The sequence below is a fragment of the Phenylobacterium sp. genome, assembly GCF_004297125.1.
Classification (GTDB): Bacteria; Pseudomonadota; Alphaproteobacteria; order Caulobacterales; family Caulobacteraceae; genus Phenylobacterium.
Genome location: NZ_SCVD01000020.1, coordinates 173,672 through 189,039 on the forward strand (window position 1 = coordinate 173,672; position 15,368 = coordinate 189,039).

At 72.4% G+C, this 15,368-nt stretch carries 6 protein-coding genes; 5 read left to right on the forward strand and 1 reads right to left on the reverse strand.

Annotation, left to right across the window (positions count from 1 at the left end; all coding sequences use genetic code 11):
* The first annotated feature begins 196 nt into the window (after window positions 1–196).
* Window positions 197–8,740 carry a glycoside hydrolase family 94 protein gene (locus EPO51_RS11730; RefSeq protein ID WP_293350485.1) on the forward strand — a complete coding sequence of 2,848 codons (8,544 nt, stop codon included), beginning with the start codon at window positions 197–199 and terminating at the stop codon, window positions 8,738–8,740.
* Window positions 8,737–10,389, forward strand: coding sequence for a phosphohexomutase domain-containing protein (locus EPO51_RS11735; protein WP_293350488.1), 1,653 nt, complete (start codon window positions 8,737–8,739; stop codon window positions 10,387–10,389). The genes EPO51_RS11730 and EPO51_RS11735 overlap by 4 nt, the downstream gene beginning before the upstream one ends.
* Before the next feature lie 69 nt (window positions 10,390–10,458).
* Here EPO51_RS11735 and EPO51_RS11740 read toward each other — a convergent pair whose 3' ends face one another.
* Window positions 10,459–11,112 carry an RNA polymerase sigma factor gene (locus EPO51_RS11740; RefSeq protein ID WP_293350491.1) on the reverse strand — a complete coding sequence of 218 codons (654 nt, stop codon included), beginning with the start codon at window positions 11,110–11,112 and terminating at the stop codon, window positions 10,459–10,461.
* 336 nt (window positions 11,113–11,448) lie between these two features.
* Between EPO51_RS11740 and EPO51_RS11745 the strand changes: the two genes are divergently transcribed.
* The 3 genes from EPO51_RS11745 to EPO51_RS11755 all read left to right on the forward strand — a co-directional run bounded on the left by EPO51_RS11745 (window position 11,449) and on the right by EPO51_RS11755 (window position 14,633).
* Window positions 11,449–11,664, forward strand: a complete 216-nt coding sequence (locus EPO51_RS11745) for a hypothetical protein (protein WP_293350494.1) — start codon at window positions 11,449–11,451, stop codon at window positions 11,662–11,664.
* Window positions 11,665–11,834: 170 nt separating this feature from the next.
* On the forward strand, window positions 11,835–13,760 hold the full coding sequence (locus EPO51_RS11750; protein ID WP_293350497.1) for a copper resistance system multicopper oxidase: 1,926 nt from the start codon (window positions 11,835–11,837) through the stop codon (window positions 13,758–13,760).
* A gap of 9 nt (window positions 13,761–13,769) precedes the next feature.
* Window positions 13,770–14,633 (forward strand): copper resistance protein B, encoded by an 864-nt coding sequence (locus EPO51_RS11755; protein ID WP_293350500.1) that lies wholly within the window; start codon window positions 13,770–13,772, stop codon window positions 14,631–14,633.
* Window positions 14,634–15,368 lie beyond the last annotated feature (735 nt).

Here is a 15,368-nt window from a genome sequence, read left to right on the forward strand (position 1 = left end):
TCAGCCAGACGCCGGCTGCGTCTGAAGTTGCAGAGAGGGCGCGACGGAGGCGCCCCGAAGGGCCAGCGCGGCTGTAATCGCAGCGGCGCGCGGGCGTCTGATGGCGGATGAACAGCGGCCCTGGACAACACAGAGGCATTGGCTCGCGCCGACACGCCGGGATCTCCGGCTGCGATCAGCGCGGCGGGTTTGCGCGATGCCGCTAGGCCTTATCCGACGCGCCCTCGCGGGCGGGTCCCGCGACCTGTGGTCGGACAGAACGCCCATTCGCGCCGAACTGTTCAGCCTCGAGCGGCTCGAAGCGCACGCCAAGACCCTCGCCTTGGCCCAGCCCGTGGCCCCGCGTCCCCAGGCCGGTCGCCCCCTCGCCCGACGGCTGCGGGACAATCAGGGCCGGCTGGTCGAAGCCTTTGCCGTCCTGCAGCGTCCCGGGGGGGCGGGGTCGGGGGCGACGCCCGCGGCGCAATGGCTGCTCGACAACTTCCATGTGGTCGAAGAGCAGATCCGCGAGATCCGACGGGACTTGCCCCCCGGCTACTATCGGCAGCTGCCCAAGCTCATCTCCGGTCCCTTCGCCGGCTATCCCCGAGTGTTTGGTCTGGTCTGGGGGTTCGTCGCCCACACCGACAGCCGCTTCGACGTCGAGATGCTGCAGCGCTACGTCCACGCCTACCAGACGGTCGAACCCCTGACGATCGGCGAACTCTGGGCCGTCGCCATCACCCTGCGCGTCATCCTCATCGAGAACCTGCGGCGTCTCGCCGACCACATCCTGGACGGCCGCGCGGCCCGACTGGCGGCCGACGAGGCGGCGGATCGGCTGCTGGGCGCCTATGCCCGCGCCCGGGAGCCGGCCGGGGCGGTCCTGCAGGATCTGGAGGCGCGGCGGAGCCTCCAGAACGCCTTCACGATGCAGCTGCTGCATCGACTGCGCGATCAGGACGCGAGCATCGGACCGGTGCTGAGCTGGCTCGACGAGCGCCTGGCCGCGGAGGGTCTCACGGCCGACGCCGTGGTTCGCGGGGAGCACGACCGCCAGGTCGCCGACGCCGGCACCGTTCGCAACATCGTCACCAGCCTGCGACGCATCTCGGAGGTAGATTGGCTGGACCTGGTCGAGCGGATGAGCCTGGTCGACACGGCGCTGAGGCGGGCCGGCGACTTCGCGGAGATGGATTTCACCACCCGCAATCTCTACCGCACCGCCATCGAGTCCCTGGCCCGGGGCAGCGGCCGCAGCGAGATCGAGGTCGCTCGCGCCGCCCTCGCCCGCGCGGCGGCGTGCAAGGGCGAGGTGGCGAGCTGCCACGTCGGCTGCCATCTGATCGGGTCGGAACGCCGCCGCTTCGAACGGACGCTGGGATACAGGTCGCCGCCGCGCGACCTCCTGACGCGCGCCGTCCGACGCCTCGGCGCGGGAGGCTACGCGGCGGGCATCGTGTCCGCCGCCGTCGTGCTGCTGCTGGCGCCGCTCCTCCACCTGCGGGGCCTCGGGCTGAACGGCGTGTGGCTGGCGGCCCTGGGGGCGCTCGGGATCGTGCCCGCCCTGGAGCTTGCCGTGGCGCTCGTCAACGCCATCGTCACCCATAGCGTTCAGGCGACGCTTCTTCCGGCGCTGGAGCTGGCCGGCGGGATTCCCTCGGAGCATCGCACCCTGGTCGCCGTCCCCATGATGCTCTCCAGCCCGGAGGCGATCCTGGAGCAGGTCGCGGGCCTGGAGATCCACTACCTCGCGAGCGCCGAGGGGGACGTCCACTATGCGCTGCTGTCGGACTGGCCGGACGCGGATCGCGAAAGCGAGCCGACCGACGGCGAGCTTCTCGCGCTGGCCGCCGGGGGGGTCGCCGCCCTGAACCGGAAATACGGGGCAGCCCCGGGCGGAGACCGCTTCCTGCTGCTTCATCGCCGTCGCCTCTGGAGCGACAGCGAGGGCCGCTGGATGGGGTGGGAGCGCAAGCGCGGCAAGCTCCATGAGCTGAACCGCCTGCTGCGCGGCGCGGCCGACACGACGTTCGTCGCCCCGCCCGGCGGCCGCGTCACCGTCCCGCTGGGCGTGCGCTATGTCATCACGCTGGATGCGGACACCCGCCTGCCGCATGACACGGTCCGGCGGCTCATCGGGAAGATGGCCCACCCGCTGAACCGGCCACGGCTGGATCCCGAACAGCAGCGGGTGGCGGAGGGCTACGGGATCCTGCAGCCGCGGATCACCCCCGCGCTGCCGGTGGGCCATCGCGGCTCGCTGTTCCACCGGCTGTTTTCCGGGGCCACCGGCATCGACCCGTACGCCGCAGCGGTCAGCGACGTCTACCAGGACCTGTTCGGCGAGGGGTCCTACGGCGGCAAGGGCATCTACGACGTCGACGCCTTCGAGGCGGCGCTTCGCGGGCGCGTCCCCGAGTCGACGCTTCTGAGCCACGACCTGTTCGAGGGGATCTATGCGCGCGCCGGCCTGGCCTCCGACGTCGAAGTGGTCGAGGACGCGCCCGCCCGCTACGACGTCGCGGCTCTGCGGCATCACCGCTGGGCGCGCGGCGACTGGCAATTGCTGCCCTGGATATTGGGCGTCCCGGCGGGCCGATGCCCGACCCCCGGGCCGGTGCCCGTCATCGGCCGTCTGAAGATGCTCGACAACCTGCGGCGGACCCTTACGGCGCCCGCCGCCGTGGCCGCGCTGTTGGCGGGTTGGGCGGCTCCGGGCGGCCATGCCCTGGCCTGGACGCTCTTCGTGCTCGGCTGCGTGGTCGCGCCGGCGCTCATGCCGCTCGTCGACGACCTGGCCCCCCGAACGCCGGGAATCCGCGCGCGCGACCGATTGAGAGGCATGGGCGCGGACCTGAGGATCGCGGCCGCGCGCGCGGGCCTGTTGATCCTTCTCCTGCCCCACCAGGCCTGGTTGATGTCCGACGCCATCGCCCGGACCGTGTGGCGGCTGTTCGTCAGCCGCCGCCGGCTGCTGGAATGGGTGCCGGCGGCGCAGCTCGCCGCAGGGATGGGGTTGGAGGTCGCGGACGTCTATCGACGGATGTGGGGCGTCCTGCCCCTGGCCGTCGCAGGCCTTGCGGCCACTGCGACCGGCCTGACCGACGCCTGGCCGGTCGGGGTCAGCCTCTCCTTCGCCTGGCTGTTCGCACCGCTGGCCGCTCAGCGGGCCAGCCGGATCCAGCCCCTGCCGGAAGCGGGCGAGCTGACAGCGGCGGACACGACCGCGCTTCGCCTGACCGCGCGCCGCACCTGGCGCTACTTCGAAACCTACGTCACCGCGGACGACAACCACCTGCCGCCGGACAATGTCCAGGAGGATCCGCCTGCTGTCGCCCACCGCACGTCACCGACGAACATCGGCCTGTACCTCCTCTCGACCGTCTGCGCGCGCGACCTGGGGTGGATCGGCGTCGGGGAGGCCCTGGAGCGTATCGAGGCCACCTTGGCCACCCTGCAGCGGATGGAGCGACGGCGCGGCCACTTCCTCAACTGGTACGACACGCGCGACCTGCGCGCGCTCGAGCCGCTGTATGTGTCCACCGTGGACAGCGGCAACCTCGCGGGCGGCCTGCTCGCGCTCGCGGCGAGTTGCCATGCGTGGCGGGTCAGGCCCCCGCCCGCCGGGTTGCGATGGGCCGGCGTGGCCGACGCCATCGGCCTGGCGAGGGAGGAGCTGGCGCCGCTTTGCGCGCCGGCCTTGGCCGCGCATCAGACCTGGCGGGCGCTGGACGAGGCCCTGTGGGACTTCTCGGAAATGCTGGGACGCGCCGACGCGGGCCAGGACGCCCGAGCCGCGTTGGACAAGATGCTCCGCGACTGGGCGGGACGGGTCGAACCCTTGACGGATCTGCTGGCGGAGCATGAGGCCGCCGCGGAGCTGGCCTACTGGTTGTCCGCGGCCGAGGCGGGGCTGCGCAGCCATCTCCGCGACCTGGATGATCTGGACGTCCCCGAGCTGGACCGCCGCCTCGCGGCGGCGGAAGCCGCGGCAAGGCGGATGGCGCTCAGGATGGAATACGGGTTCCTGCTCGATCCGGACCGCAAGCTGCTGTCGATCGGCTACCGGGTCGTCGAGGAGGCGCTGGACGCCAACTGCTACGACCTGCTGGCCTCGGAGGCCCGGCTGGCGAGCTTCCTGGCGATCGCCAAGGGCGACGTCCCGGCGCGTCACTGGTTCCGCCTCGGCCATGCCGTGACACCGACGCCCCAGGGCGCGACCCTGATCTCCTGGTCAGGTTCCATGTTCGAATACCTCATGCCGTCGCTGGTGATGCGCTCGCCCGCCGGCAGCCTGCTGGAGCGGTCGCTGCGCGCGGTCGTGCGGCGGCAGATCGAGTACGGCCGTCAGCACGCAAGACCGTGGGGGGTCTCGGAGTCCGGCTTCAACGCCCGGGATCTCGAGTTCACCTACCAGTATTCCAATTTCGGGATTCCCGGTCTCGGCCTCAAGCGAGGCCTCGGCGAGGAAGCCGTCGTCGCCCCCTACGCCACGGCGCTGGCGGCGATGATCGATCCCCGCGCGGCGGTCGCCAACTTCGCGGTCCTGGCGGCCGCGGGCGCCAAGGGCCGGCACGGCTTCTACGAGGCCCTGGACTACACGCCGTCGCGGGTGCCGGAAGGCGCGCGGGTCGCCATCGTGCGGTCGTTCATGGCTCACCACCAGGGGATGACGATCACCGCCCTTTCGAACACCCTGCTGGGGGGCCTGTTGCGAGAGCGCTTCCATGCCGATCCGCTCGTGCAGGCGGCCGAGCTCCTGCTGCACGAACGCATGCCGCGCGACGTCCGGCCCGCGAGCGCCGGCGCCGAGCTGACGGGGCCGCGCCCGTCCGAGGCGCCGGAGCCGACGCTCGGGCGTCACTATTCGACCCCCCATGGCGCGAGCCCCGCCACGCATCTCCTGTCGAACGGCCGCTACAGCGTGCTGCTCACCGCCGCGGGGGCCGGCTGCAGCCGCTGGCGGGGCCAGGCGCTGACGCGCTGGCGGGAGGACGCCGCGCGCGACGACTGGGGCGCCTTCATCTACCTGCGCGACACAGCGAGCGGCCGGGTCTGGTCCGGCGGCTATCAGCCCACGGCCGCGGAACCCTCGGCGTTCGGCGTGACGTTCTTCGCCGACCGCGCGGAATATGCGCGTCGGGACGGCGAGCTCCTGACCGACGTCATGGTGCTGGTCTCCGCGGAGGACGACGGCGAGCTCCGGCGCGTCACCTTGACCAACACCGGCGACACGGCCCGCGAGGTCGATGTCACCTCCTATGCCGAGCTGGTCCTCGCGCCCGACGCCGCGGACGCCGCCCATCCCGCCTTCTCGAAGCTGTTCGTGGAGACCGAGCATCATCCGATGCTGGGCGGCGCCTTGCTGGCCACCCGGCGCCGGCGCGCGCCCGAGGAGCCCGAGCTGTGGGCCGCGCACCTGGCGATCGTCGAAGGCGATCAGATCGGCAAGCCGGAATTCGAGACCGACCGCGCCCGCTTCCTCGGCCGCGGCCGCGATGTGCGCGCCCCGGCGGCCGTCTTCGAAGGCCGCCCCTTGAGCGGCCAGACCGGCGCGGTGCTCGATCCGATCTTCGCCCTGCGACGGCGCGTTCGGGTCGCCGCAGGATCGACGGCGCGGGTGTCCTTCTGGACCTTCGCCGCGGGGTCGCGCGAAGCGATGCTGGAGATCCTGGACCAGCACCTTCACGCCGCAGCCTGCGAACGGGCCGCCACCCTGGCCTGGACCCGGGCGCAGGTCCAGCTGCGCCATCTCGGGGTCACCCACCGCGACGCCGAGACCTTCCAGCGCCTGGCCGGGCATCTGATCTACGCCGCCCCCGCGCTCAGGCCACCCTCCGAGGTGGTGGCCGCCGGCGCCGGCGGGCAACCCGATCTCTGGAGTCTGGGCATCTCCGGCGATCTGCCGCTGCTCCTGCTGCGCATCGACGACGTCGAACACCTGGCCACCGCCCGCGACCTCCTCCATGCGGCGGAGTACTGGAAGCTGCAGCGGCTCGCGGTGGATGTGGTGATCCTGAACGACCACGCCGCGTCATACATCCAAGACCTGCAAGGCGCCCTCGAAGCGCTGGTGCGCGCGACGCAATCCCGCCGGGCGCCGGACGAGGACCCGGCGCCCGGCGGGGTGTACGTGCTGCGTGGCGACCTCGTTCCGCCCGCGATCCAGGCCCGGCTGCTGTCGACCGCGCGGGTGGTGCTGTCGGCCCAGCGCGGCCGGCTGGAGGACCAGATCGACCGGCTCGGCCAGCTCCACGAATGGCCCCGGCCGCCCGCCATGACGCCGCAGGCCGCGCCCACGCCCTTGCCCCCCTCGCGCGTGCCGGACCTGGAGGCCTACAACGGCATCGGCGGGTTCAGTCGGGACGGCCGCGAGTATGTCGTCGTCCTGGGTCCCGGACAGACCACGCCCGCCCCCTGGATCAACGTCATCGCCAACCCGGCGTTCGGCTTCCAGATCTCCGCGGAGGGGTCCGGGTACACCTGGGCCGTCAACAGCCGCGAGCGCCAGCTGACCCCGTGGTCGAACGACCCCGTCGCCGACCGCGGGGGCGAGGCCCTGTACCTCCGGGACCTGGAGACCGGCGCGCTGTGGAGCCCGACCGCCTACCCGGCCCGCGATCCGGACGCCACCTATGTCTGTCGCCACGGCCGCGGCTACAGCGCCTTTGACGCCAAGGTCGGCGACGTCGAGACGGAACTCCTTGTCTACGCCGCGCTGCACGACCCGGTGAAGATCCTGCGGCTGAAGGTCCGCAACCTCTCCGGGCGGCCGCGCCGCCTGTCGGCCTGCGCCTATGTGGAGTGGAGCCTCGGCAAGAGCCGCAGCGCGATGGCGCCCTTCACGGTCACCCACGTGGATGCGGCCAGCGGCGCCCTGATGGCGCAGAACCGGTGGGATCCCAGCTTCGCCGAGCGCGTCGCCTTTCTCGCCGCCGGCGGGCGCCAGACGAGCTGCACGGGGGATCGCCGGGCGTTCATCGGTCGCAACGGCAGCCTGCGCCGGCCGGCGGGCCTGGCGGGCGGCGAGGCGCTCTCGGGACGGACCGGGGCCGCGCTCGATCCCTGCGGCGCGCTCGACGCGCCGCTGGCGTTGGCGCCGGGGGAAACCGCCGAACTGGCGTTCTTCATCGGGGAAGGGCAAGACGCCGACGCGGCCCGCCAGCTGATCGACCGCTATCGTCAGGCCGATCTGGATGCGGTCCTGGCCGAGGTCCACGCCCACTGGCAGGGGCTCCTGGGCGCCGTGCAGGTGCAGACCCCCGATCCGGCCCTCGATCTCATGCTCAACGGCTGGCTGCTCTACCAGACCGTCGCCTGCCGCCTGTGGGCCAGGGCCGGCTTCTACCAGGCCAGCGGCGCGTACGGCTTCCGCGACCAGCTGCAGGACGTGATGGCGCTGATCCACGCCTCTCCGAAAACCGCCCGGGAGCATCTGCTGCGCGTGGCGGCGCGCCAGTTCCCGGAGGGCGATGTGCAGCACTGGTGGCTGCCCCACTCCGGCCAGGGGGTGCGCACCCGCTTCTCCGACGACAGGGTGTGGCTGGCCTGTGCGGTGGCGGACTACGCCACGGCGACGGGCGACGGCGCGGTGCTCGACGAGCTTGTCCCGTTCCTCGAGGGGGACGCCCTCGACCCTGACGCCGCGGAGGCGTTCTTCCGGCCGGGCACGGGGGACAGCGCCAGCCTCTTCGAGCACTGCGCGCGGGCGCTCGACGCCAGCCTGCAGGTGGGCGGCCATGGCGCGCCGCTGATCGGCGGCGGGGACTGGAACGACGGCATGAACCGCGTCGGCCATCGCGGCCGGGGCGAGAGCGTATGGCTGGGCTGGTTCCTCCACCGGACCCTGACGGCGTTCGCGCCGCTCGCCGCGGCCCGGGGACAGGCCGCGCACGCGGCGCGCTGGACGGCGCACGCCGAGAGCCTGAGCGCCGCGCTCGAGCGGCGCGCCTGGGCCGGCGACTGGTACCTTCGCGGCTGGTACGACGACGGCGCCCCGCTGGGCTCGCCCGACAGCGAGGAATGCCGCATCGACGCCATCGCGCAATCCTGGGCCGTGCTCTCCGGGGCGGCGGACCCCGCCCGCGCCCGACGCGCGCTGGCGGCGGTCGAGCGCGAACTGATCGATCCTGACGCCGGCCTGGCGCTGCTGTTCTCGCCCCCCTTCGACAAGGGCTCCAAGGATCCCGGCTACATCAAGGGCTATCCCCGCGGCGTGCGCGAGAACGGCGGTCAATACACCCACGCCGCGGTCTGGACGGCGATGGCCTTCGCCGCGATCGGGGACGGCGACCGCGCCGCCGGCCTCCTGTCCATGCTCAACCCAATCAACCACAGCCGCACGCGATCGGAGGCCCAGCGCTACAAGGTCGAACCCTATGTCGTCGCCGCGGACATCTACGCCCACCCCGCCCACGTGGGGCGCGGCGGCTGGACCTGGTACACCGGCGCCGCCGGATGGATGTACCGCGCCGGCGTAGAGTCGCTGCTCGGCCTGCGCCGCCACGGCGATGCGCTGCTGTTCGACCCCTGCATCCCTCGGGCCTGGCCAGGTTTCAGCCTGACGTACCGACAGGGCGAGACCCGCTACGAGATCGAGGTGGAGAACCCCGACGGCGTCTGCCAGGGCGTCGCCGAGGCGATGCTGGACGGCGTCGCGTTGCCGGAGCGCCCCGTGAGTCTGCCCCTGACCGGCGGCGACGGCGTCCGGCGCCTGCGCATCCGCCTGGGCGCCCCCCGCGACGGCGGCGCGGCGTGACCCGCAGGCTCGATCCCCGCGCCGGGCGCTCGGTCGCGGCGCGCGACCTCATCGATGTCTCGGGGCTTCTCGACGCCTACACGGCCATCCGCCCGGACCCCGCCGACCCGTCCCAGCGCGTCGTCTTTGGGACATCCGGCCATCGCGGCTCCGCCTTCGCAGGCGCCTTCAACGAAGCGCACATCGTGGCGATCTGCGCCGCCATCTGCGCTCACCGCAGTGCGGCGGGCGTCGACGGCCCGCTGTTCCTGGCGGGCGATACCCACGCGCTGTCCGGCCCCGCGCTCGGGACGGCGGTCGAAGTCTTCGTGGCCGCAGGGGTGACGGTGATGCTGGACGCCCGGGACGGCTACACGCCGACGCCGGCCGTCTCCCACGCGATCCTGCGCCACAACGCAGGCCGCACCGCCGGCCTAGGCGACGGGGTCATCCTCACGCCGTCCCACAACCCGCCGCAGGACGGCGGCCTGAAGTACAATCCGCCGCACGGCGGCCCCGCGGAACCGGCGATCACCGCGGCGATCGAGCGCCTCGCCAACGCCGCGCTGGCGACCGCGTTGCGGGACGTGCCGCGCGTCCCGCACGTCCGCGCCCTCCGCTCGCCCCTGGTGGCGCGCTACGACTACCGGGCCGCCTTCGTGGGCGAGCTGGCGCAGGTCGTGGACCTTGCCGCGGTACGGGCCGCCGGGGTGAAGATCGGCATCGATCCCCTGGGCGGGGCCAGCACAGAGTACTGGCCCATGGTCCTGGAGACCTACGGCCTGGAGGGCGCGGTTGTCAGCGATGTCATCGACCCTCGGTTCGCCTTCATGACGGCCGATCATGACGGCGAGACCCGGATGGATTGCTCCTCGCCCTACGCCATGGCGCGGCTGATCGAGCTGCGGGACCGGTTCGATGTCGCGTTCGCCAACGATCCGGACGCCGATCGGCACGGGGTGGTCACGGCGTCCGGCGGCCTCCTGGAGCCGAACCGCTACCTGGCGGCGGCGGTCGCCTACCTCTTCGAGCAACGTCCCGCCTGGCCCGCGGGCCTTGCGATCGGCAAGACCATGGTCACCAGCGCGCTCCTCGACCGGCTCGCCGCCAAACTTCGCCGGCCCCTCGTGGAGACGCCCGTGGGATTCCGCTGGTTCGTCCCGGGCCTCTGCGCCGGCGCCCTGGGATTTGCGGGCGAGGAGAGCGCCGGAGCGGTGTTCCGCAGGCGCGACGGCACGCTGTGGACCACGGAGAAGGACGGTTTCAGCCTCGGGCTTCTGGCGGCCGAGATCCTCGCCCGCACCGGCCGCGACCCCAGCGCGGTCTTCGCCTCCGTGGCCGATGCGGTCGGTCCCTCCTACTACGAACGTGTCGATGCGCCGGCCACCGCCCCGCAGCGAGCCCGGCTCGCCGGCGTCGGACCCCGGGACCTGCGGCTCGACGACCTCGGCGGCGAGCCGGTGCTGGCGGTGGACGTCGCCACCCCGCGCGGGGAGCGGTTCGGCGGCGTGAGGGTCAAGGCCAGGAACGCCTGGTTCGCCGCTCGGCCGTCAGGGACGGAGCCGCTCGTCAAGATCTACGCCGAGAGCCTGGTCAGCCCGGATCACCTGCAGGCCGTCCAGGCGCAGGCGCAGCAGGCCCTGGCCGCCCTGGGCCTGACCGCCGCATAGGGGCGGCCCGGCCAGGCCGCCCGAAGCGGCCCCGAAGGCCGGGGGCCGACGCCGCGCTCCCCGCTCAGTTCAGTCCGCGGGCGCGCGCCGCGCGCGGATCTGGCGGATCCGCTCGCCCTCCTCGCAGCGGCAGTCCAGGAAGCCGTGCTGCGGGCACGTCAGGCAGAGCTCCTCGAGCCGCGCGCGCAGCGTCCTGCGCCCGCGGTGCAGGCGCACATTGACGGTGTTGAGGGTCACCCCGAGCGTGGCGGCGACGCGGTCGCGAGGCTCGCCGAGCAGATCGATCCGCCAGATCAGGTCGCTGTGCGCCGGCTTCATCGTCGGAAGCAGGCGATAAAGGCAGAAGCAGACGGCGGTCTCGATTTCGGGGTCGGGAGCGACCGCAAGCGCCTCCAGGTCCGCCGGATCGCGCGGCGAGTCCTTCCGGCGCGCCGCGCGCCGATAATGGTCGACGAGCGTCGTCGCCAGGATCCGGCTGAGCCAGCCGCGGACCGACTGGACGTCCCGCAGATGCTTGGACCGCTCCAGAGCGCGCGCGATGAACTCCTGCAGTACGTCTTCCGCGTCCTGCGGGTTCGCCAGTCGACGGCGCAGGAAGGAGAGGAAGTCCCGGTGACACTCGACAAGCTCGCGCCGGACGGCGGCGTCGGCCGCCTTGCGCGCGGGACCGTCGCCATCCGGATCGACGTTCGGGACAGGAGAACCGTCGCCGGGTGAGGTCATGGGCCTGGCGGCTCCTGCGGTGCGCGAACGCTCATGGACGTCCTCCCCTTGGCGTGATCGACCGCGGCGCGCTGCAGCCGAGGTCCTGCGGCTCGTGCGGCGCGCGTCCGAGCCGGGCCCGGCGACACACCGGGCCTGAGCTCCGATCGACCCGCCGCCCGTCGCGACCGCCTCTGAAGAGACGCCGGCCGCCGCGCCGGGTTACAGCCTCCGCCGCCGGCGCAACAGCGGTGCGGGTGTCGGGTGTAATGCGCGCCGGGCGGCTGCGTCTGTTGGAGGGCGCGAACCGCGTCGGCCGCCCTTGAGGGCCGGCCGACGCCCTTGAGGAGGCCAGCCATGGCGAAGCCGGACACGATCGGGGCCCAGGACCGCGGGACGATCACCTTCGACGTGGTCAAGGAAGCCTATGGCTGGGCGGTTCGGCGCGATGACCAGATGATGACGCCCTGTTGGTGCAAGGCGCTCGCCGTGGACCAGGCCCAGAGGATGGTGGATGTGCTGCGCCGGCACGGGCAGCGGGCGGAAATGCGCGTCAGCGACATCGACGCATAGCCGCGCCGACGCGGGATTCGGCGACGCGGTGCGTCGCAGGCGTGCCCGCACGCGGGTCCGCCGGTCCCGGCGGCCACGGGCCGCCTTGGTCAGCCGTCCACGCCAGCCGGCGACGGCGATGTAATGTCTGAAACGCCTCCGCGTCTCAGCAGTGCTGGAGAGGAGGTCCGATGCCCGGTTCACCTGAGCGCATCAGCCGCCGCGCGGTCGTCGCGGCGGCCGGGGGTCTGGGCGCGTCCGCCCTCCTGGCGCCCGCCGCGCCGGCCCATGCCCGCACCGGCACGCCCCAGCCCGCGCTCGCGCCTGTGGCTGGAACGCCGGGCGAGCGCGCCCTAGAGCTTGAAATCGACCGCTTCCAGCTGATGGTCGGGGAGCGCCCCGGCCGGGCCATGGCCATCAACCGGACCGTTCCGGGACCGCTGCTGCGCTTCCGCGAGGGCGAGGAGGCGGTGCTGCGCGTCACCAACAGGCTGGACGAGATCGCCTCGATCCACTGGCACGGGATCATCCTCCCGCCCGCGATGGACGGCGTGCCCGGCGTGAGTTTCGGCGGCATCGCCCCGGGCGAGACCTTCACCTATCGCTTTCCGCTGCTGCAGAGCGGCACCTACTGGTGCCACAGCCACTCGGGGGGTCAGGAGCTGCTGGGCGTCTACGCGCCCTTCATCGTCGATCCGGCCGAACCTGAGCCGTTCACCTACGCACGCGACTACGTCGTGATGCTGTCGGACTGGAGCTTCGAGCCGCCGGAGCGGATCATCCGGAAGCTGAAGCAGCAGGCGGGCTACTACAATCACCAGAAGCGGACGGTCACGGACCTCTTCCGGGACGCCGCGCGCAACGGCTGGCCGGCGACGCTCTCGGAGCGGCTGAGCTGGTCCAGGATGCGGATGGATCCGACCGATTTCGCCGATGTCACGGGATACACCTACACCTACCTCCTCAACGGCCTGACCCCGGACGCCAACTGGACCGGACTGTTCGCCCGCGGCGAGCGGGTGCGGCTCCGGTTCATCGCCGCCGGGGCCATGACCTACTTCGACATCCGCATCCCTGGCCTCAGGATGACCGTGGTCCAGGCGGACGGCCAGAATGTCCAGCCGGTCGAGGTGGACGAGTTCCGCATCGGGCCCGGCGAGACATTCGACGTCATCGTCGCCCCGGACGACAAGGCCTATACCCTGTTCGCCGAAGCGATGGACCGCAGCGGCTTTGCGCGCGGCACGCTCGCGCCGCGCCCCGGAATGGCGGCGCCCATCCCGCCCCGCCGCAAGCGGCCGCTGCGCACCATGGCCGACATGGGCATGGACATGTCCGGGATGGAGATGTCGGGCGACATGGCCGGGATGCCGGGGATGGCCGGCGCGCCGGATCCCAAGGCCCCGGTCATGGACATGGCCGGCCACCAGACCGGGGACATGGCCGCCGCGGACCGCAGCCGCGCCGCGGCCGAGGCGCAGATCAAGGGCGCGCACGCCCACGGCGCTGCGAAGGCGACCGAGGCGGTCGGTGCGATGGCTGGGATGGGAACACCGCTCGCGCCCAAGCCGGGCGAGTCGCCGACCTTCATCCATGGCCCCGACACGCATGGAGTCGGGAACGCCTCAGTAGCGATGGCGGCGCGCAGCCGCCTGCACGAGCCCGGCTCCGGCTTCGACGATCCGGCGGCGCGGGTGCTCGTCTACGCCGACCTGAGAAGCGTCGCGCCGCAGCCCGACCAGCGCGCGCCGGCGCGCGAGATCGAACTCCACATCACGGGCAACATGGAACGCTACATGTGGTCCTTCGATGGGAAGAAGTATTCGGAGGCGCGGGCGCCGATCCCCTTCGCCTATGGCGAACGGTTGCGGCTGGTGCTGGTCAACGACACCATGATGGAGCATCCCATCCACCTGCACGGCATGTGGATGGAGCTCGAGAACGGCGCCGGCGCCCACCAGCCCCGCAAGCACACCGTCAGCGTCAAGCCGGCCGAGCGCCTGACCGTCGCGATCACGGCGGATGCGCCGGGCCAGTGGGCCATGCACTGCCACCTCCTCCTGCACATGGAGATGGGGATGTTCCGCGTCATCGAAGTCTCTTCACCCCGACCGTAGGAGATTCCGTTGCGCTCGGCCGCCCTCGCCCTCGCCCTCTTTGCAGCCCCCGCGATTGTCCAGGCCCAGGAGCCCCCCGCGTCGTCTCCGGCCGGCGGAACGCCGCCGGCCATGGCCATGCCGCCCGCCGCCGGCCTGGCGACCTCCGCCCCCGCTCCCGATCGGGCGCCCGCCACCCTGCCCAACGTCGCTGCGCGCGAGGGATGGCCGCAGCCCACGGCGGACAGCGCCAACTATGGCTACTTTCTCGCCGACCTGCTCGAGTACCGCGAGAGCGGCGATCCGGGCGTGGTGCGCTGGGACGTCTTCGGGTGGTACGGGGGCGACGTGAAGCGCCTCTGGATCAAGAGCGAGGGCGCGCAGAGCACGTCGGACCGGGTCGAAAGCGAGCAGGAGGCCCAACTGCTCTACGGCCAGCTGATCGCCCCGTTCTTTGATTTCCAAGCGGGCGTGCGATACGCGCGGCGATCGGGGCCGGGTCCCGACCGGTCGCGCGTCTACGGCGTGGTGGGTCTGCAGGGGCTGGCGCCGTATCGCTTCGAACTCGAACCGGCCCTGTTTCTCAGCGAGGACGGGAAGGTCTCCGGACGGGTGACCGCGACCTACGACGTCCTGCTGACCCAGCGGTTGATCCTGCAGCCCCGCCTCGAGGCGAACGCAGCGCTGCAGGCGGATCGGCGCTTCGGTCTCGGCGACGGCCTCAACGACACCGAGATCGGCGCGCGCCTGCGCTACGAGCTGCGCCGTGAGCTGGCGCCTTATGTCGGCGTCTCCTGGCGACAGGCCTATGGCGAAACCAAGCGTCTGGCCCGCGCCGAGGGTCAGGCCACGCGCAACCTGTCGGTGGTCTTCGGGCTGAGAGCATGGTTCTGAGCGGAAGGACGTGGCGCATGTGGGCGTGGCAAGACGACGAGCCTCGGGGTCGCCCATGATCCTCCCCGGGGCGGCATCTCCAGACCGCGCCGCGAGCGCGGCCCTGGCCGGACACCGGTTCGGCGGCGTCCCTCGCCTTGGACGAAGACGTTCAGCGCCGTCCGCATGGGCGGCCGCGAAGAGACGTGCGAGGCCCGGCGTCCATGAAGGGGCGGCCGCGGCCCATCGTCAGGGCCGGCCCGCCGCCGCGCCAAGCTTTCAGCACCCTGTCCACCGCCCGTGCGGCGCCAACGGTTGGAAGCGCCATCTTCACCGTGGCGTTCTGCAGCCCGCCAGCGAGTTGCGCGCCGAGCCCGTCCCCCACCTGTTCAAACCGCGAAGGAGCTCCCTATGACTGCGCCGAACCCCTACCGGACGGCTGCTCTTCTGACGGCCGCAACGGTCGTCCTCGTCCTCGCCGGCTGCGACCGGAAGCCGGAAAAAGCTCCGGCGGCGCCCGCCCCTGCGGCCCCCGCCTCCTCCGACGCCGCGGCTCCGGCCGCCGCGCCGCCGCCCGGCGAAGGCGAGGCTGAAGGGCACGGCCCGGGCCACCCGGAGGGCTCGCGAATGGAGCGGGAGGCGCCCGGTCCCCGCTGACGAGGACGGACAGTTTGCCGAAGGCTGAAGGGTGAAGGTCCTGGCGTGAGGCCGGGCGGTCGCAGACCTGGCTGCGCGCCGCCTGCCGCGCCGGTCCCG